The sequence below is a fragment of the Streptomyces sp. NPDC039736 genome, from assembly GCF_055596485.1.
In genome coordinates, this window is record NZ_JBVIUQ010000012.1 from 139,121 (window position 1) to 156,886 (window position 17,766).

At 73.4% G+C, this 17,766-nt stretch carries 18 protein-coding genes and 1 tRNA gene; 12 read left to right on the forward strand and 7 right to left on the reverse strand.

Translation table 11 applies throughout. From position 1 onward, the window contains the following. Positions 1-66: 66 nt before the first annotated feature. The 3 genes from lysA to ACZ56L_RS30805 form a co-directional block, all read right to left on the reverse strand. A complete protein-coding gene (gene lysA, locus ACZ56L_RS30795) occupies positions 67-1,461 on the reverse strand; it encodes a diaminopimelate decarboxylase (protein ID WP_345228417.1) in 1,395 nt (464 codons plus the stop codon). 13 nt (positions 1,462-1,474) lie between these two features. Next, positions 1,475-2,293 (reverse strand): ArgS-related anticodon-binding protein NrtL, encoded by an 819-nt coding sequence (gene nrtL / locus ACZ56L_RS30800; protein ID WP_401755904.1) that lies wholly within the window; start codon positions 2,291-2,293, stop codon positions 1,475-1,477. Positions 2,294-2,367: 74 nt separating this feature from the next. Continuing rightward, the gene (locus ACZ56L_RS30805; protein WP_468690244.1) at positions 2,368-2,865 is read right to left on the reverse strand and encodes a response regulator; all 498 of its coding nucleotides are present in this window, start codon (positions 2,863-2,865) and stop codon (positions 2,368-2,370) included. Between the two features lie 122 nt (positions 2,866-2,987). On the opposite strand from ACZ56L_RS30805, the gene ACZ56L_RS30810 reads away from it, so the two are divergent. Then, positions 2,988-3,059: transfer RNA gene (locus ACZ56L_RS30810), tRNA-Arg, on the forward strand. 125 nt (positions 3,060-3,184) lie between these two features. Here ACZ56L_RS30810 and ACZ56L_RS30815 read toward each other — a convergent pair. Then, positions 3,185-3,331 (reverse strand): hypothetical protein, encoded by a 147-nt coding sequence (locus ACZ56L_RS30815; RefSeq protein WP_471067739.1) that lies wholly within the window; start codon positions 3,329-3,331, stop codon positions 3,185-3,187. A gap of 56 nt (positions 3,332-3,387) precedes the next feature. After that, entirely contained in the window at positions 3,388-4,173 is a 786-nt protein-coding gene (locus ACZ56L_RS30820; RefSeq protein WP_468690243.1) for a nuclease-related domain-containing protein, read from the reverse strand. Positions 4,174-4,476: 303 nt separating this feature from the next. Here ACZ56L_RS30820 and ACZ56L_RS30825 point away from each other — a divergent pair, with 303 nt between their 5' ends. The 9 genes from ACZ56L_RS30825 (at position 4,477) to ACZ56L_RS30865 (ending at position 13,543) form a co-directional block, all read left to right on the forward strand. Beyond that, positions 4,477-4,779 carry a zinc-ribbon domain-containing protein gene (locus ACZ56L_RS30825; RefSeq protein ID WP_471067742.1) on the forward strand — a complete coding sequence of 101 codons (303 nt, stop codon included), beginning with the start codon at positions 4,477-4,479 and terminating at the stop codon, positions 4,777-4,779. A gap of 119 nt (positions 4,780-4,898) precedes the next feature. Further along, positions 4,899-5,558: a class F sortase gene (locus tag ACZ56L_RS30830; RefSeq protein WP_345228422.1), complete on the forward strand. Its 660-nt coding sequence runs from the start codon at positions 4,899-4,901 to the stop codon at positions 5,556-5,558. A 181-nt stretch (positions 5,559-5,739) separates the two neighbouring features. Next, positions 5,740-6,681, forward strand: coding sequence for a hypothetical protein (locus ACZ56L_RS30835; RefSeq protein WP_471067745.1), 942 nt, complete (start codon positions 5,740-5,742; stop codon positions 6,679-6,681). After that, positions 6,678-7,970: a HAMP domain-containing sensor histidine kinase gene (locus ACZ56L_RS30840; RefSeq protein WP_345228424.1), complete on the forward strand. Its 1,293-nt coding sequence runs from the start codon at positions 6,678-6,680 to the stop codon at positions 7,968-7,970. The genes ACZ56L_RS30835 and ACZ56L_RS30840 overlap by 4 nt, the downstream gene beginning before the upstream one ends. A 97-nt stretch (positions 7,971-8,067) precedes the next feature. Continuing rightward, positions 8,068-8,433, forward strand: a complete 366-nt coding sequence (locus ACZ56L_RS30845) for an SH3 domain-containing protein (protein ID WP_345228425.1) — start codon at positions 8,068-8,070, stop codon at positions 8,431-8,433. A gap of 102 nt (positions 8,434-8,535) precedes the next feature. Then, entirely contained in the window at positions 8,536-9,957 is a 1,422-nt protein-coding gene (locus ACZ56L_RS30850) for an FtsW/RodA/SpoVE family cell cycle protein (RefSeq protein ID WP_468690231.1), read from the forward strand. Then, positions 9,954-11,411: a penicillin-binding transpeptidase domain-containing protein gene (locus ACZ56L_RS30855; protein WP_345228427.1), complete on the forward strand. Its 1,458-nt coding sequence runs from the start codon at positions 9,954-9,956 to the stop codon at positions 11,409-11,411. The genes ACZ56L_RS30850 and ACZ56L_RS30855 overlap by 4 nt, the downstream gene beginning before the upstream one ends. Positions 11,412-11,416: 5 nt before the next feature. Then, positions 11,417-12,463: an amidase family protein gene (locus ACZ56L_RS30860; RefSeq protein ID WP_471067749.1), complete on the forward strand. Its 1,047-nt coding sequence runs from the start codon at positions 11,417-11,419 to the stop codon at positions 12,461-12,463. Positions 12,464-12,694: 231 nt separating this feature from the next. Further along, positions 12,695-13,543, forward strand: a complete 849-nt coding sequence (locus ACZ56L_RS30865; RefSeq protein WP_401755936.1) for an alpha/beta fold hydrolase — start codon at positions 12,695-12,697, stop codon at positions 13,541-13,543. Between the two features lie 135 nt (positions 13,544-13,678). On the opposite strand, the gene ACZ56L_RS30870 is transcribed toward ACZ56L_RS30865, so the two are convergent. Continuing rightward, the gene (locus ACZ56L_RS30870) at positions 13,679-14,785 is read right to left on the reverse strand and encodes a ferritin-like domain-containing protein (RefSeq protein ID WP_401755939.1); all 1,107 of its coding nucleotides are present in this window, start codon (positions 14,783-14,785) and stop codon (positions 13,679-13,681) included. Between the two features lie 192 nt (positions 14,786-14,977). Here ACZ56L_RS30870 and ACZ56L_RS30875 point away from each other — a divergent pair, with 192 nt between their 5' ends. After that, positions 14,978-15,937 (forward strand): AurF N-oxygenase family protein, encoded by a 960-nt coding sequence (locus ACZ56L_RS30875; protein WP_345228431.1) that lies wholly within the window; start codon positions 14,978-14,980, stop codon positions 15,935-15,937. A gap of 115 nt (positions 15,938-16,052) precedes the next feature. Continuing rightward, positions 16,053-16,304, forward strand: coding sequence for a hypothetical protein (locus tag ACZ56L_RS30880; RefSeq protein WP_345228432.1), 252 nt, complete (start codon positions 16,053-16,055; stop codon positions 16,302-16,304). Between the two features lie 27 nt (positions 16,305-16,331). Here ACZ56L_RS30880 and ACZ56L_RS30885 read toward each other — a convergent pair whose 3' ends face one another. Continuing rightward, the gene (locus ACZ56L_RS30885) at positions 16,332-17,546 is read right to left on the reverse strand and encodes a L,D-transpeptidase (RefSeq protein WP_471067753.1); all 1,215 of its coding nucleotides are present in this window, start codon (positions 17,544-17,546) and stop codon (positions 16,332-16,334) included. Between the last annotated feature and the right edge of the window lie 220 nt (positions 17,547-17,766).

Sequence of the window (17,766 nt, forward strand, 5' to 3'; positions counted from 1 at the left end):
TTGACCAGTCTCACCCACCGGACGGGAGTTTCTGCCCCCCGTCCAGCAGGTGAGACGTGTATTTCATCAGCCGACATCGAGCCGCAGGAGATCTTCCTCGGTCTCGCGCCGGACGATCACCCGTGCCGCGCCGTCCTTGACGGCGACGACCGGCGGGCGCAGCGCGTGGTTGTAGTTGCTGGCCATGGAGCGGCAGTACGCCCCGGTGGCGGGCACGGCGAGCAGGTCGCCGGGGGCGGTGTCCGCGGGCAGGAAGGCGTCCCGTACGACGATGTCGCCGCTCTCGCAGTGCTTGCCGACGACGCGCACCAGCATCGGCTCCGCGTCGGAGCGGCGCGAGACGAGCGCGACCGTGTAGTCGGCGTCGTACAGCGCGGTGCGGATGTTGTCGGACATGCCGCCGTCGACGCTGACGTACGTCCGCAGGCCCTCCAGCGGCTTGACGGTCCCGACCTCGTACAGCGTGAAGGCGGTGGGGCCGACGATGGCGCGGCCGGGCTCGACCGAGATCCGGGGGGTCCTGAGCTTCGCCGCCTCGCATTCGCGAGTGACGATCTCGGTGAGCGACTTGGCGATGTGGTGGGGCTCGCGGGGGTCGTCCTCGGAGGTGTACGCGATGCCGAGGCCGCCGCCGAGGTCGATCTCGGGCAGCTCGACGCCGTGCTCGTCCCGCACCTCGGCGAGGAGCTGCACGACCCGGCGGGCGGAGACCTCGAAGCCCGCCATGTCGAAGATCTGCGACCCGATGTGGGAGTGGATGCCGATCAGTTCGAGCCCGTCCAGCTTGAGCGCCCGGCGCACGGCCTCCGCGGCCTGCCCCCCGGCGAGCGCGATGCCGAACTTCTGGTCCTCGTGGGCGGTGGCGATGAACTCGTGGGTGTGGGCCTCGACGCCGACGGTGACCCGGATCTGCACCCGCTGGCGCGTGCCCAGCTCCTGGGCGATGTGCGCGACGCGGACGATCTCCTGGAAGGAGTCGAGCACGATGCGCCCCACCCCCGCCCCGACGGCCCGGCGGATCTCGCTCTCGCTCTTGTTGTTGCCGTGGAAGGCGATGCGCTCGGCGGGCATTCCGGCGTCGAGCGCGGTGGTCAGCTCGCCGCCGGAGCACACGTCGAGGTTCAGGCCCTCCTCCTTCAGCCAGCGCACGACCGCCCGCGAGAGGAAGGCCTTGCCGGCGTAGAAGACGTCGGCCTCGGTGCCGAAGGCGTCGGCCCAGGCACGGCAGCGGGCCCGGAAGTCGGCCTCGTCGAGAAAGTACGCCGGGGTCCCGAACTCCTCGGCCAGGCGGGTGACTTCGATGCCTCCGACGCGTACGACACCGCTGTCCTCGGCACGCTCGACGGTCCGCGCCCAGACCTTCTCGTCGAGGGCGTTGAGGTCGTCGGCGGGGGCGGTGTAGTGGCCCTCGGGGAAGACGTCGGCGTGGCGGGGCCCGGCGGGGTGGGCGGAACGGCTCATGGTTCTCTCTCACTCACAGGTGGTCTGGTGCGCTGACGCCGAGCTGGGACAGGCCGCCGGCCAGCACCGTCCCGGCGGCTTCGGCGACTGCCAGCCGGGAGCGGTGGGCGGCCGAGGGTTTCTCGTCGCCGAGCGGCAGCACCCGGTGGGTGTCGTGGAAGCGGAAGAAGGCGTCGGCGACGGCGACGAGGTGCCGGGCGAGCCGCTCGGGGGCGGCAAGCCGCACGGCGGCGTCGAGCTCGACGGGGTAACCGCCGAGGAGGCCGATGAGCTCGGGGGCGTCGACCGTGCTGTCGTACGCGCTGGAGAACCCCAGGTCGGCGGCGTTCCGGCGCAGTGCCCTGGTCCGGGAGTGGGCGTACCGCACCCGGAAGAGCGGATTGCGCTCGTGCTGGGCGAGGAGGTCGGGGCCGGGGAGCAGGGCCGCCCAGACGGCGGCGTCGCGCCCGAGCCGGGCGACGTCGGCGGCCTCGGGCTCGGGGGCGGGCAGGCGGGGGTCGGGGACCAGACCGCGCTCCAGCAGCTCGCGTACGACATGGTCCTGGGCCTCGTCCGCGAGGGTGAAGCTGAGGAATCCGGGGCCGGTGACGTCGACGGCGGCGATCCCGGGGGTGTCCGCGAGCCGGGCCCTGAGCACGTCGGCGACCTCGCGGGGGGTCTTGCCGGCCTGCTTGGCGAGCCGGAGCGCGACGTTGCTGGCCCAGTCGCCGGTGCCCCCGGGGCGGGTGCGCTCGACGGCGGCCCGTTCGGGCACCGGAGCGCTCAAGGCGTCCTCCTCGACGGCGCGGCGCACGGCGCGCAGCACGGTACGGGAGAGCTCTGCGGGGGTCACGGGGCCAGCCTAGGCGAGGAGGGGGGCTCCCCCGCCAACCGGTTTCAGCATGCGGGCGGAGCCGGGCGGGGGCCTCACGGGGCGGGCCGGCATCCCCCCGCGGGGCGGACGCACTCACCGGCATGGCCGCCGTCGGCTGACGGCGGCTCCTCCTGACCCGCCAGCCTGCGCACGAGCCGGACCAGTTCGGCGGGCTCGAAGGGCTTGGCGAGGAAGGCGTCCACTCCGGCGGCGAGGCCGCTCTCCACTTCGTACTGGGTGCAGGCGCTGACGATGGCGAGCGGCAGCCCGCTGGTGCGCGGGTCGGCCCGGAGCCGGGCGGCGGTGCTGATGCCGTCGAGGCGGGGCATGACGACGTCGAGCGTGATCACGTCGGGGCAGGTCCGGTGCACGATCTCCAGGCATTCGGCACCGTCGGACGCGGTCACGACCTCGAAGCCCTCCAGTTCGAGATTGACCGTGATCAGTTGGCGGATGGCCTTGTTGTCGTCGACGACAAGGACCCGGCCGAACGCGCCTGGCACTCTTCGAGGGTAGGTCGCGCTCCCGCACCGCGTCCGGGTTTTGCCCACTTCGGTCCCGCGCGGACGAAGCGCTTGCGGGAGGCTGACGTGCGCGGGCCGCGGAAATTCGGTTCACGGGCACGCTCCGGGAGCTGGTAAGGTTCACCACGTCGCCGACACACCGGCGACACGCCCCCGTAGCTCAGGGGATAGAGCATCGGCCTCCGGAGCCGGGTGCGCAGGTTCGAATCCTGCCGGGGGCACTTGAAGGACGGGAACGGGTTTCATGCCCTGTTCGCGTCTGGCGAGTGTCGAGATCGGGTGTCCGTACTTCGGTACGGGCGCCCGATTTTTTTGTGCCGTGAGCCCGGCTCACGGGTGACGGCCGTCAGTCCGTCCCCCAGGTGCGCCGGGGGCCGATCTGCCGGGTGTCGCCCAGCAGTCGGCCGGGATGCGGCAGGGTGGCGGCACGGGCGCGGCTGCCCGGTAGCGCGCAGGTGGCGGGGTGATGGGCGTTGTCCGCCTGGCCGAGCACGGGGATGTGCTGGGCTCTCTCCTGAACCCGTACCGGGCGGGGTTGCTGCCGGGAGGCTAGGGCACGCGGAGCCAGGTGTGGCGGTCGCGGGCCGACGCGTACAGCGACTCGACATCGGCGGGCTTGAGCAGGCCCTCCAGCCCGGCGAGGACCGTCGCCGCCGTCCCGTCCCGCAGGAGCAGAAGATCGTTCGGGGCGGCTCCGTCGACCCGCGTGGCCCCGACGACCGCCAGGCACGCGCGTGCCCCCGTCGCCAGCGCCTGCGAGGCCCGCTCGGCGTCGTGTACTGCCCGGCGTACGACGGAGGCCGCCGCATCCAGCCGGAAGCGGCGGTTCCGCGAAGGGACCGTCCGTACCGTCAGCACCCCCGCGGGCCCGATCAGCACGTGGTCGAGGAAGTCCGGCCGCCTTCCCCCGGCCAGGGGCACGCAGTGCAGCACCCGCCAGCCCGTCCTCTCCAGCCCGTCCAGTTCCTCTCCCGTCCGCTGGAGCGCGATCAGCGCCTCGCGCCGTGGATCGGCCCGGAGGCGCCACGGCGCCGGGGCCCCGTCCAGCTCCGCGTGCAACGCCTCCCCCGGCCGGTTCGGGGCCAGGTCGTCGTCCGGGTGGAGCGCCAGCCGCGCCAGGTCGGCCGCGGACGGCACCGGCGGCGGCCCGACGGTGAGCGGCCCGGTCACGTACGGCGCGAGAGCGGTGAGCACCTCCTCGCGGCGCCCCTCGGCGAGCAGGCTCACCCGGCCGGTGTCCCGGTCGTACCAGGCGAGGGTGCGGCCGGAGGGGAGCGCGACGTAGAGACGGGCGCCGCCGCGGCCGTGGGCCGGTGTGACGCGCAGTGGCTTCATGGTGCATCACCCCCTGCCATGGGAACAGCAGGCGGCCCTCCGGGGCAACAACTGTGCACGGGAGAGGGGGAGTTGATCGGGGGCACCCGGGGGGCGGTGCGGAAGCGGCGCGGGCGGCCGCTCCGGGTCCGGGGTCGGGAAGGTTCCGGGTCCGGGCCCGGTTCCGGGTCCGGGTCCGGGTCCGGGTCCGGGTCCGGGTCCGGGTCCGGGAAGGTTCCGGGGCCGGGAACCACCGCTGTCCGCCGTGCGTTGAAGCAGTACGGAGCAGGACGATCGCGCGGGCGCGGCGAAGCGGGGGCAATCATGATCATCTTCGGCACCAAGGGCTACCTCTACCAGCTCGCGATGCTGACCCTGGTGTGCGGGCAGTGCGGAAATCCCTCCGCGCACGCCCTGCGCAAACGGGTCACGAAGTTCACCCTCTTCTTCGTGCCGCTGTTCCCGGTGTCCACGAAGTACGTCACCCAGTGCACCTTCTGCGGGGCCGAACGGCGGCTGGAGCGGGACGAGGCGGAGCGCCTCCAGGCCCAGGGCGGCGGGCCCGCGCAGGGCTTCCAGCAGGCCCCCGGGGGCATACCGCAGCAGCAGAACCCGTACCAGCGGTAGCCGGGGCGACGCCGTAGGCGCGGGAGCCGGGCCGCGACGGGCCGCTCCGGCGTCCGCCGTCGGGCGGGTGTGACAAGAGCGATGAATCTCCGCAATGGCGGACATTTAGAATTCATCACATGAGTACGACGACCAAGCCCAGCACGCAGCAGCCCCGCACGGCCGGGCTCGTGGCCGCGTCCGTTCTCGTGGCCGCCCTGGGCGGCGGGCTCGTCGCCTGCGGCCAGGGCGGCGCCTCCGCGGCCCTCGCCCCCGACGTCACCGTCACGAACGCCGCCTCCCGGCCCGCGGCCCGGCCCCAGGTCCAGGACGGGCAGGCCGCACCCCTCAAGGCCGCCAGGCCCACCGGCCTGACCATCCCCTCCGCCGGCGTGCGCACCGACACCATGCTCGACCTCGGCCTGGACGAGAACCACGAGCTGGAGGTGCCGTCGGTCGCGGACGCCGAGAAGCCCGGCTGGTACACCGGCGCGGTCACCCCGGGCGAGAGGGGCGCCGCGATCCTGGTCGCCCACTACGACACCGCCAAGGGGCCGGCCCTGCTGCGCGACGTCGCCAAGATGAAGATCAATGACGTGATCGAGGTCGGGCGGGCGGACGGCAGCACCGCCAAGTTCAGGATCCGCGAAATTCAACAGGTGGACAAAAAGGACTTCCCTACGAATAAGGTCTACGGGACGACCGCAGGCCCGGAACTGCGCCTCATCACGTGCGGGGGGCCGATCCGGGACGGACACCGCTCTGACAACATCATCTTCTTCGCCGACCTCGTGAAGTAGGGGCCGGCAGGGAGGGGAGTTCTTGTTCCTCCGTCGCCGCCCCGACGGCCGAGGAGCACCGGTCGGCCGACCGGTGCTCCTCGGCCGTGCCCGCACGCCGTCCCCGGCAGCCCGGGGAGCGTCGGCGTCGCCGCCGCCCTCGCTGCGCACGTCGCCGACGTCCCGTCGACGGCGTTCCGCCGTGGCGGCCGCCGTGCTGGCGGGGGTGGTCTGCGCCGGGGGCACGGGCTGTGTCCAGGCGGGCGAGCTGAAGAGCGCGGGCCCGGCGCCCACGGCGGCCGGCCCGGTGCGGCTGTGGCCCGGGCTGCCGCCCGCCACCGCCCCGGCCGAGGACTACGGCGTGGCCGAGACGGAGACCGCCGAGGGCCTCAGGGTTCCGGGCGGCAACGTGCACAAGGTGGACCCGGTGGCGGTCGTACGGGCGGAGGTGGCCGCGCATCCGGACACCTACAGCGGGCCCGACGGCCTGTACGCGGAGACGGTGGAGCGGCTGGGCCGGTGCGGGGAGCGGCCGAAGCAGTGCCCGGTCCTCCCGCCGTACTACCGCGACCTCACCGGTGACGGGAAGGACGAGCTGATCCTCGGGATCACGATGCCGCGGGGCCAACTGGCGATCCGCGCCTACCTCGCCGAGAAGGGCGGGCTGACCCGGATCATGGGCACGTCGGACGCCGTGATCAGCGTGGCCTTCGCGGGCCGTGACCTGGTGCTGCGGGTGCCCGCGGGGATCGCCGGATACGAGTACCGCACGGCGTGGTCCTGGGACGCCCGCCAGCACGCGATGCTGGCCACGCAGGACCAGATCGTCCACGTCGGCCGCGGCCCGCACCCCCGCAGGTCCGGCGCGGGCACGGGCACCGGAACGGGTCCGGGGACCGGCCCCGGCACGGGAGGGGGCGCCGACCTCGACACCGGTGCGGGCGGCGGCCCGGGGGCGGGCAGGGGTCCCCGTTCCCCCCAGCACACGGACTCCCGCACGGACGGCCTCGCGGACCCCGGGGCGGACGGGGCGGATGCCGGGACGGACGGCACGGAGCCCCGCACGAGCCGCTCGGCCCGTCGCACGCTCGGCAGCGTCGGCGCGGCCCCCGCCCCCGCCCGCCCCGCGAGCCCCCTCGGATGAGCCGGGCCCGTCTGCGGTTTCCCGCCTGGACCGCCTCGCTGACCTGGAAGGCCCTCGCCTTCCTCACCGTGATCTGCTGCCTGCTGGCCTTCTTCCTCGGCGCCCTCGTGCACGTCTCCGTCACGCACCAGACCGTCGAGCAGGCCCGCGAGAAGGCCCTCGACCGCCTGGGCCGGGCCGCCGAGGCGTACGAGGCGGGCGAGCCGCTGCCGCCCGGCGCCGGCCTCGACCTGCCGGGGCTGCCGGAATCGCTGCGGGCGCTGAACCGCAAGGGCGAGCAGGGCACCGTCGTCGGGAACGACCTCGACGGCCGCCCCCGCATGTGGGCGGCCCGCGCCGCCGACCGGCGGTCCCTCGCGGTCGCGCTCGACTACCAGGCCGGCGTCGACACCATCACGGGCCTGGACCGCGCCATCATCGGCTCCTCGGTGCTGGCCATCGGCGCGACCCTGCTGGTCGGCGCGTTCGCCGTCACCCGGGTCACCCGCCGGCTGCACCAGACCGCGCGGGTGGCCCGCCGGATCGGGGCGGGCGACCTGGACGCCCGGGTGCACGACCCCCGCAACCAGGATCCGGACCGCCACCAGGACGAGGTCGCCATCGTGTCGGGCGCACTGGACACCATGGCCGGGACGTTGCAGTCCAAGCTGCTGAGCGAGCAGCGCTTCACCGCCGACGTCGCGCACGAGCTGCGCACCCCGCTGACCGGACTGACGGCGGCGGCCGGGCTGCTGCCGCCCGGCCGCCCGTCGGAGATGGTGCAGGAGCGGGTGGCGGCGATGCGCCGCCTGACCGAGGACCTGCTCGAAATCTCCCGGCTCGACTCGGGCAGCGAGCAGGTGGAGCTGGACCTGCACCGGCTGGGCCCGCTCGCCGAGCGCGCGGCGCGGGCGGTCCCCGCCCCGACCGGCGTCCGGATCGTGCGCGACGTCGGGGTGGAGACCGACCGGCGCCGTCTGGAGCGGGTGCTGGGCAACCTCGTCTCCAACGCGCACCGGCACGGCCGGACGCCGGTGGAGCTGACCGTGGACGGGCCGGTGATCACCGTACGTGACCACGGAGCCGGTTATCCGGCGTACCTGGTGGAGCACGGGCCGCAGCGCTTCCGTACGGAGGCGGGCGGTCCGAAGGGCGGGCACGGGCTCGGTCTGACCATCGCGGCGGGCCAGGCGGAGGTGATCGGGGCGCGGTTGACGTTCGCCAACGCGCCGGACGGCGGGGCGGTCGCGCGGCTCGTACTGCCCGCGCACGAAGAGATATCAGAAAACCCACCCAGTGACGCAAAGTGATACTTTGCGATCAATAAGTGACGATTCTAGGGTGAAGCAAGCGAGTTGAGGGCCGTGTCCCGCCATGGGGCACCGCCACTCCTCCCTAGGAGGCAACATGCTCACCCCCCAGAAGTTCGCCCTGTACGCCGCCGCCGGCGCACTGTCCGCCGCTGCTCTCACCGCCACGCCGGCGCTCGCCGAGCAGGCCGCCCCGGACACGGCCCCCGCCGCCGCCCACCCCCGGCACACCGAGGGCCGCGTCGTCGCCAGGTCCGGCCTGAAACTGCGCGACAAGCCGACCCGCAGCAGCCGGATCATCCGCACCGAGCCGTACGGCGCGACCGTCCACATCTTCTGCAGGACCACCGGGGACCACGTCGAGGGCAACGACCACTGGTACCTGCTCACCGACGGGACCTGGGCCTGGGGCTCCGCCCGGTACATCGTGCCGAAGGGCGGCCACTCCCCCCGCTGGTGCTGAGCCTCGCCGTCACGGAGGGGGCGGCCGGCACCCGGGCGTGACGCCCCGCCCCCTCGATGACATATACGGACATTCAGCACAGTCACTTGTTACGTTTCCGGGGTGACCGACGCTCCCTCGCTCCAGCCCCGCCTCCCCAAGCGGCGCGGCGTCGAGCTCTGCCTCCTCGTCGGAGCCGTCCTGATCGCGGTGCTCGGCTACTGCGCGACCGGCCTGGGCAGGACCGGCTCCGCCCCGCCCGACGCCCTGAGGCACGGCGCGGGCCTCGGCGTCCTCGCCCTGGTCGCGCACTTCGCGGTGCGTGTGCGCGCGCCGTACGCCGACCCCCTGTTCCTGCCCATCGCCGTCCTCCTCAACGGCGTCGGGCTGGTCCTCATCTACCGGCTCGACCTGGAAACCCCCGACGACCAGGCGGCGTTCACCCAGTTGACCTGGTCGACGCTGGGGGTGGGGCTGTTCATCGCGGTCGTGGTGCTGCTGCGCGACCACCGGGTGCTGTCGCGGTACGCGTACCTCTCGTGCGCCGCGGCCCTGGTCCTGATGGCGGTCCCGATCTTCTTCCCCGCGATCAACGGGGCGAAGATCTGGATCCGGTTCGCCGGGCTGTCCTTCCAGCCCGGCGAGTTCGCCAAGATCCTGCTCGCCGTCTTCTTCGCCGCCTACCTGGCCGCCAACCGCAACGCCCTCGCGTACACCGGCCGCACCTTCCTCTTCAAGCGCCTCCAACTGCCGACCGGCCGGGTGCTCGGCCCCATCGTCGCCATCTGGCTGCTGAGCGTGGGCGTCCTGGTCCTGGAACGGGACCTGGGCACCTCGCTCCTCTTCTTCGGCCTCTTCGTGATCATGCTGTACGTCGCCACCGGCCGGACCGGCTGGATCGCGGTGGGGCTGCTGCTGGCGGCCGTGGGCGCGTACGCGGTGGGCTCCGTCGAACCGCACGTGCACGGCCGGGTCGCCGACTGGCTGCATCCCTTCGCCTCCGTCGAGGCGGGCCACGGCCCCGGCCAACTCGCGCAGTCGCTCTTCGCGTTCGCGGCGGGCGGGATGCTCGGCACCGGTCTCGGGCTCGGCCACTCGATCCTCATCGGGTTCGCCGCGAAGTCCGACTTCATCCTCGCCACGGCGGGCGAGGAACTCGGCCTGGCCGGTCTGACCGCGCTCTTCCTCCTGTACGCGCTGCTCGTCGCCCGGGGCTACCGGGCGGGCCTCGCCCTGCGCGACCCGTTCGGGCGGCTGCTCGCCATCGGGCTGGCCTCGATCGTCGCGTTGCAGGTCTTCGTCATCGCGGGCGGAGTGACGGGGCTGATCCCGCTGACCGGCATGGCGATGCCGTTCCTCGCCCAGGGCGGTTCATCGGTGGTCACCAACTGGATCATCGTGGCGCTGCTGATCCGGGTCAGCGACTCGGCCCGCAGCCCGCGCCCGACCGCCGCCGACACCGGCCAGATCGCCGCGGTGGTGGAGCGGGAGCTCGTCCAACTCGGTGACGTACAGGAGAAGTTGGAGAAGGGACGGCGGCGGTGATCCGTTACATCCGCCGGGCCGCCGGGTGCTGCCTGGTCCTGCTGGTCGCCCTCCTGCTCAACGCGGCCCGCGTGCAGGTCTTCCAGGCCGGCGCGCTCGACGACAACCCGGCCAACCGCCGCAAGAACATCGAGCGTTACGAGCAGCGGCGCGGGAACATCCTGGTCGACGGCAAGTCCGTCACCGGCTCCAAGGACACCGGCGAGCAGTTGCGCTGGGAGCGCACCTACGCGCAGGGCCCGCTGTACGCACCGGTCACCGGGTACGCCTCGCAGACGTACGGGACGGCCTTCGTGGAGGCCGCCGAGGACGGCGTCCTCTCCGGCACCGATCCGCTGCTCGCCCCGTTTCCCCTCCTCACCGGGCTGACCCGGGGGCAGCGGCCCGGCGGGAACGTGGTGACCACGATCCGGGCCGCCGCCCAGCGGGCCGCGTACGAGGGACTGGGCGGCCGGCGCGGCGCGGTCGCCGCCCTCGAGCCCGCGACCGGGCGGGTTCTCGCGCTGGTCAGCAGCCCTTCGTACGATCCGGGGCTGCTGTCGGGGACGGGCCGGGCGGTCACCGGCGCCTGGGCGCGGCTGAACGCCTCCAGGAGTCAGCCGATGCTGAACCGGGCGATCCGGCAGACGTACCCGCCGGGCTCCACCTTCAAGATCGTCACCGCGGCGGCGGCGCTCGACGCGGGGACGGTGCTCGACGCGGACGCGCCGACGGACACCCCGGACCCGTACCTCCTGCCCGGCACGCGCACCTCGCTGCCCAACGAGGCGAAGGGCTGCGAGCGGGCTTCGCTGGCGCACGCGATCCGGGTGTCGTGCAACTCGGTGCTGGCGAACCTGGGGGTGAAGACGGGACTGAAGTCGATGCTGGACACGGTGGAGCGGTTCGGTTTCAACGACCGCGGCATCCGGATTCCCTCGCCGGTCGTGGCGAGCAACTTCGACAGGCGGATGAGCGACGACCAGCTCGCGCTGTCCTCCATCGGGCAGTTCGACACACGGGCGACGCCCCTGCAGATGGCGATGGTCGCGGCGGCGGTGGCGAACGGCGGCGACCTGAACCGGCCGCGCCTGGTGGACGCCACGACGACCCGCGGCGGCGGCGTGGTCTCGCAGACGGCGACCCGCTCCTACCAGCAGGCGATGAATCCGGCGACGGCGTTGCAGCTCCAGCGGATGATGGTCGACGTCGTCGAGAGCGGCACGGGCGGCAACGCGGCCATCCCGGGCGTGACGGTCGGCGGCAAGACGGGCACGGCGCAGCACGGGGTGGGCAACTCCGGTGTGCCGTACGCCTGGTTCATCTCCTGGGCGCAGAAGGACGGGACGGGGGTGCCGGGGGTGGCGGTGGCCGTGGTGGTGGAGGACGCGGCGGCGCGGCGCGGGGACGTCACGGGCGGCGGGCTGGCGGCGCCGATCGCGCGGGCGGTGATGGCGGCGGTGCTGGGAGACTGACCGGCATGGATGTGGGCCGGTCGTTGGCGCGGATCGCGGAGGCGGACCCGCGCCTGTGCGCGTTCCTGGAGGTGTGGGAGGACGCCGCCCCCGAGACGGGCGGCGCCGGACTCCCCTTGTACGGGATGCCGTTCGCCGTGAAGGGCCGCGCGGGGCTGCGGTCGTACGCGGCGCGCCGGCTGATCGCGGCGGGCGCGGTGCCGGTCGGGGCGACGTCGGTGCCGGGCCCGGGGACGTACTGGCAGACCTGGGGGCTGGGGGCGCGGGGCCGGACCCTGAATCCGTACCGCCCCGACCTCACGCCCGGGGGGTCCTCGGCGGGGTCGGCGGTGGCGGTCGCGGCGGGGATGGTGCCGCTGGCCACGGGGAGCGACGGGGCGGGGTCGGTGCGGATTCCGGCGGCGTGGTGCGGGGTGTTCGGGCTGCGGACGACCCGGGGCCTGCTGCCGTCGCCGGACCGTACGGGGCTGGCGACGGCGGGGGTGCTGGGCAGGTCGGCGGCGGAGCTCCAGGCGTACCTGGGGTGCGTGGTGGAGGGGTACGCCCCTGCGGACGCCCTGCCGGCGCGGGCGGTGTGGTCGGCGGACCTGGGGTTCGCGGCCGGCCCGGAGCTGGACGCGGAGGTGGTGGGGATCGCGCGGCGGGCGGCGGAGCGGCTGTTCCCGCTGGAGGACCGCGCGGACTTCGCCCTCCTGGACCCGAAGGAGGAGTGGTCGGCGATACGGGGCGGTGGCGCGCCGGGAGCGGTGGCGCGGGAGAACGCGGCGCGGCTGGCCGAACTCTTCTCCGGGGTGCGGGTGCTGGCGACTCCGGCCACCCCCTTCCGCCCGCACGGGCACGAGGGGCCGGGCGGGCGCTTCTCCACCGCGCTGACGTGGGCGTTCAACGTGAGCGGGCATCCGGCGATGAGTGTTCCGGCGGGGTTCACGGAGGACGGCTGCCCGGTGGGGTTGCAGTTGGTGGCGGACTTCGGTGCGGAGGGGGTGCTGGCGGGGGTGGCGGCGGGGGTGGAGCCGGGGCCGCCGCCGCCCCGGGTCAGCGGCGGCGGTTGACCGCGGTCGGGTCGACGCCGGTCGGGAAGGGGGGCGGAGAGGCCGAGCCGGCCGTGGAGGGTTCCGCGGGCGGCAGGCGTGGCGGGCGCCGGGCGGGTGCGGGCGGGCCGGGGAGGGACATCGTGGTACGGGCCGCGAACCGCCCCCTCCATTGTCGTCCGGGGAGCGGGCCGGTTCCGTCGTCCGGGCGGATGATCCTCAACGGGCTCACAGGTCCCTACTGTTGAGCCCATGAACCGCAACCACCTGCACGTCCGCGACCACGGCGGCGAAGGGCCCGCCCTCCTCCTGCTGCACGGCGCCGGGCGTTCGCACGCCGACTGGGACTCCGTCGCCCCGCACCTCCTCCCCCACCACCGCGTCCTCGCCGTCGACCTGCCCGGGCACGGGCTCTCCGACCCGCCCGCGTCCGGCGGCTGGTCCTTCGAGGAGACCGCCGAGGCGCTGGAGGACCTCCTGGCCGCCCACGACGCCCTGCCCGTCGGGCACTCGCTCGGCGGCATGCTCGCCGCGCACCTCGCCGCGACCCGTCCCGGCGTCCGGGCGGCCGTCAACCTCGACGGGTTCTGGTGGGGGGCCTCGGGCGACGCCGAGGCCCGGGCGCGGATCGGTGCGGTGGTGCGGGCCGGGGCGGGCGCCGTCAACCCCGCCCACCTCGACCAGCAGGCGGCCTACGCGGCCGGGCTGGGGATCGATCCCGGGGTGGCCGAGCGTTCGGCGCGGGCCGCGGCCCGGGAGCTGCCGGACGGAGGGTGGCAGACGCTGCCGCTGCGGGACACCGCCCTCGCGATGTTCGACGCGCTGGACGCGCTCGACCTCTTCGCCCTGTTCCGCAGGGCGGCGTGCCCGCTGCTGCTGGTGCGCGCCGAGCGGTCGGACCCGGCGGCCCCGCCCGGGATGGAGTGGTTCGACGACTTCCTCGCCGGGTACCGGGTGGAGCTGACCCGGGCCCTCGCCGATCTGACCGCGGACCGGCCGGACACCGTCACCGTGCGGGGGATCGACGCCACGCACGCGATGACGCTGGAGGAGCCGAGGGCGGTCGCCGGGCTCATCACGGAGTTCACCTCGCGGGTCTGACCGGGGCGCGCCTCCCGGGCCGGAACGGGGTTCGCCTCCCGGGCCGGGAAAGGGTGCGCCTCCCGGGCCTGGGCGGGGTGCGCCTCCCGGGCCGGAACGGGGTTCGCCTCCCCGGTCCCGGTGGCTGTGCCGGGGCTACTGGGACGCGCCGTCCGCGATCGCGTCTCCGACCTCCGCCACCCGTTCCGCCTCCTCCGCCGCGAAGCGTTCGCGGTCCAGTTGTTCGGCGATCTCCTCGTCCTGGGTCATCAGGAGATCGAGGTTGGAGTCGCCGAGTTCGAAGACGCCCATGTCGACGTACGCCTTCTGGAGGCGCTCGCCCCACAGGCCGATGTCCTTGACGCACGGGACGATGCGGGAGAAGAGCAGCTTGCGGAAGAGGTGCAGGAACTCGGACTGTTCGGTGAGTTCGTGGGCCTCCCGGCGGGGGATGCCGAAGTTCTCCAGGACCTCGACGCCGCGCAGGCGGTCGCGCATCAGGTAGCAGCCCTCGATGACGAACTCCTCGCGCTCCTTGCGTTCGGCGTCGGAGAGCTGCTTGTAGTAGTCGCGCAGGGCCATCCGCCCGAAGGCGACGTGCCGGGCCTCGTCCTGCATGACGTACGCGAGGATCTGCTTGGGCAGGGGCTTGTTCGTGGTGTCGCGGATCATGCCGAAGGCGGCGAGGGCGAGCCCTTCGATGAGGACCTGCATGCCGAGGTAGGGCATGTCCCAGCGGGAGTCGCGCAGGGTGTCGCCGAGGAGGCCCTGGAGGCTGTCGTTGACGGGGTAGAGCATGCCGATCTTCTCGTGCAGGAAGCGGGAGTAGATCTCGGCGTGGCGGGCCTCGTCCATGGTCTGGGTGGCGGAGTAGAACTTCGCGTCCAGGTCGGGCACGGACTCCACGATGCGGGCGGCGCAGACCATCGCGCCCTGCTCGCCGTGCAGGAACTGGCTGAACTGCCAGGCCGTGTAGTGGCGGCGCAGGTCGCCCTTGTCCTTGTCGGTCATCCGGTCCCAGTGGCGGGTGCCGTAGAGGTTGAGGGCCTCGTCGGGGGTGCCGAGGGGGTCCATCGGGTCGACCTCCAGCGACCAGTCGATGCGGGTGGCGCCGTCCCACTGCTTGTCCTTGCCCTTCTGGTAGAGGGCGAGGAGGCGTTCGCGGCCCTCGTCGTACGCCCAGGAGAAACGGGCCGCACCGGTGGCCGGCACCTGCCAGAGCGGCTCGGCCGGGGGGTTGGTGTAGAGCTCGTGCGTCGACATGGACGGCCCCTTCGCATCTCCGACAGAGCTGTGCGATCGCTCACGTCGCAGGCTCACACGCGGGTGGACGCACGGTCAACAAGCCTGCCGGTACGGGACGAACAAGTGCCGCCGAGGGGATTGACGCCCTTGCTGACAAGGAGTCTCATAAGGGGTGACCCCCGGTAACCCCAACCACGAGGTGCTCCGACCATGACGACCGCCCCGGCAAGGAACACCGAGCCCACCGAGACGGACTTCACCGCACTGCGCGACGCGCTCGGGTGGCTCAAGGACCGCGAGCAGGTCGCCGAGCGGCTGCTCGAATCGTCGGCCAGGCACTCCTTCGACCCGGACACGGAACTCGACTGGGACGCCCCCGCCGACGAGGGCAAGTGGTACTGGCCCCCCGAGCTGGTGTCCCTGTACGACACCCCGCTGTGGAAGAAGATGGGCGAGGAGCAGCGGATGGAGCTGGCCCGGCACGAGGCCGCCGCCATCGCCTCGCTCGGCATCTGGTTCGAGATCATCCTGATGCAGCTACTGGTGCGCCACATCTACGACAAGCCCGTGACCAGCAACCACGTGCGGTACGCCCTCACCGAGATCGCGGACGAGTGCCGGCACTCGATGATGTTCGCGAAGATGATCCAGAAGGGCGGGGCCCCGAGCTACCCGATCCCGCGGGTCTACCACAACCTCGCGCGCGTCCTGAAGACCGTCTCCACCACCCCCGGTTCGTTCGCGGCCACCCTCCTCGGCGAGGAGATCCTCGACTGGATGCAGCGCCTGACCTTCCCGGACGAGCGCATCCAGACCCTGGTGCGGGGCGTGACCCGCATCCACGTCATCGAGGAGGCCCGCCATGTCCGGTACGCCCGCGAGGAGTTGCGCCGCCAGATGGTGACCGCCCCGCGCTGGGAGCAGGAGTTCACCCGGCTGAGCTGCGGCGAGGCGGCGCGGGTCTTCGCCACCTGCTTCATCAATCCGCAGGTGTACGAGAACGTGGGCCTCGACCGGCGCGAGGCGATCGCCCAGGTGAAGGCGAGCGGGCACCGCACCGAGGTCATGCAGAACGGGGCGCGCCGGCTGACCGACTTCCTGGACGACATCGGCGTGCTGCGGGGCGCGGGGCGCCGGCTGTGGGTGAGCTCGGGGCTGCTGGCGCGCTGAGGTTCCGTACAGGGGGCGGGGCCGGGGCGTGCCGTGCCCTGGACGCGCCCCCTCGCCCTCTGGGACCGTCGGGGTGCGGCCCCCTCGTGGCGGGGCCAGAGGGACGGTGAGGCCGGTGTCGGGGATCTGGATCGCAGTGCTCGCGGCAGTGCTCGTGCTGGCCGTGAACGCCGTCGTCAAGAGGCTCCGCAGGAGGCGCGCCCTGTACCCCGACGGCGCGCCCCGCGCGGCGAGTTGGGCCGCGGGCGGCGCGGTCCTGGGCACCGCGGCCTGGCAGCCCGGTCAGGACGACGACCGCGACAAGCACAGCTCCACCTCCTGCGGCGGCTGCGGTGGCGGCTGCGGCGGGTGCGGGTGCGGCGGCTGAGCCCGGCGGGCCGGGCCCCGTCCCCGCTCAGCGCAGGGCGCTCCTGCTCCGCCAGTCGGGCCAGGACAGATTCCACTGGCCGAAGCCGTTGTTCGGGGCGACCGTGCCCTTGGTGTCCTTGCCGGTGATCTCGAAGGGGTCGCCCGGGCGGACCTGGGCGTAGAACCAGGACGCGTCGGCGTCGCTCATGCCGATGCAGCCGGAGCTCTGGTTGGAGTTGCCGAAGAAGCGGGTGTTCCAGGGCGCGGCGTGGGCGTACATGCCCGACCAGGTCAGGCGCATCGAGTAGGCGACGTCCTTGTCGTAGGCGTTCCCGAGGCCCACCGTCTCGGAGTTCATGTTGATCGTGCCCTCCTTCGCCATCAGGACGGCCGTCCCCCGCCAGGAGCGCTTGTCGCCGCCGGGGGTGCCGCCGGAGACGGGGATGCGGCGGACCGTCGCGCCGTCGCGCAGCAGGGTCAGGCGGTGGGCGTCGAGGTCGACCTTCACGATCTGCCGGGGGCCGATGGTGAAGGAGGTGGTGTAGTCGCGGACGAACCAGCGGTCCTCGGAGGAGGCGGTGCCGTTCAGTTCGGCGGTCACCGTGACCCGGGTGCCCGGTTTCCAGTAGTCCTTGGGCCGCCAGTCGACGCGGTCGTTGCCCGCGTAGTCCCGCAGCCAGCCCCAGGAGCCCTCGGTGGGGTTCGAGGTGGTGATCTTCAACTGCTTCTCGACCTCGGCGCGGTTCCTGACCGGGTGGTCGAAGACCAGGGAGACGGGCTGGGCGACGCCGACGGTGGTGCCGGCGCCCGGCCGCCAGTCGACCTTGTTGACCTTGGCGGCGGGGGCCGTGGTGAAGAAGGAGCGGTTGGTGGTGGCGGTGCCGCCCCGGGTGCGGGTCTCGGCCGTCACCGCGTACGCCGTGCCCGGGGCGGCCTTGCGGGACGAGGTCCAGGTGCGGCCGTCGGGGGCGGCCCTGCCCGGGAGGCCGCCTCCCCTGGCGTCGGTCACCGTCACCGAGGTGAGGCGGCCGCCGGACGCGGTGACGCGCACCGGCTGCCCCGCCAGGACCTGCTTGCCGGTGGGGGTGACCTGCACCGTGACGGGTCCTTCGGCGTTCTTCGCGGGAGCGCCCTCGCCCGTGCCGGCCGCCGCCGGGGCCGGTGCGGGTTCCGAGGTGCAGGCGGCCGACAGCGGTACGAGCAGGGCTGCGGCGAGGACGGTGCGTATCGGGTGGTGGGCGCGGACGCGGGTGCGGGGCAACGGGACCTCCGGGGCGGGAAGGGCGGGCGCGGAAGTCGGCAAGTACGCCGAAGGCCGCCCGAGTTGTGACTCTAGGACCGCACAAGGGCAGGTCAGCGGCGTCGGAGCCATGTGACGGCGACTGGTGAGGAACGGTCATGGTCCGGTCACATTCGCCGTACGGAGCGGTCATGGCCGGCTGTGAGCATCTGCGGCGACCCCGCGGAGAGCCCGGGGAGAA

Bases quoted from the DNA above. Each gene is read 5' to 3' on its own strand.
- ACZ56L_RS30860 (WP_471067749.1), top strand. From the start codon at position 11,417: ATGGATGTGGGCCGGTCGTTGGCGCGGATCGCGGAGGCGGACCCGCGC.
- ACZ56L_RS30845 (WP_345228425.1), top strand. From the start codon at position 8,068: ATGCTCACCCCCCAGAAGTTCGCCCTGTACGCCGCCGCCGGCGCACTG.
- ACZ56L_RS30865 (WP_401755936.1), top strand. From the start codon at position 12,695: ATGAACCGCAACCACCTGCACGTCCGCGACCACGGCGGCGAAGGGCCC.
- ACZ56L_RS30840 (WP_345228424.1), top strand. From the start codon at position 6,678: ATGAGCCGGGCCCGTCTGCGGTTTCCCGCCTGGACCGCCTCGCTGACC.
- ACZ56L_RS30830 (WP_345228422.1), top strand. From the start codon at position 4,899: ATGAGTACGACGACCAAGCCCAGCACGCAGCAGCCCCGCACGGCCGGG.
- ACZ56L_RS30870 (WP_401755939.1), bottom strand. From the start codon at position 14,785: ATGTCGACGCACGAGCTCTACACCAACCCCCCGGCCGAGCCGCTCTGG.
- ACZ56L_RS30825 (WP_471067742.1), top strand. From the start codon at position 4,477: ATGATCATCTTCGGCACCAAGGGCTACCTCTACCAGCTCGCGATGCTG.
- lysA (WP_345228417.1), bottom strand. From the start codon at position 1,461: ATGAGCCGTTCCGCCCACCCCGCCGGGCCCCGCCACGCCGACGTCTTC.
- ACZ56L_RS30875 (WP_345228431.1), top strand. From the start codon at position 14,978: ATGACGACCGCCCCGGCAAGGAACACCGAGCCCACCGAGACGGACTTC.
- ACZ56L_RS30820 (WP_468690243.1), bottom strand. From the start codon at position 4,173: ATGAAGCCACTGCGCGTCACACCGGCCCACGGCCGCGGCGGCGCCCGT.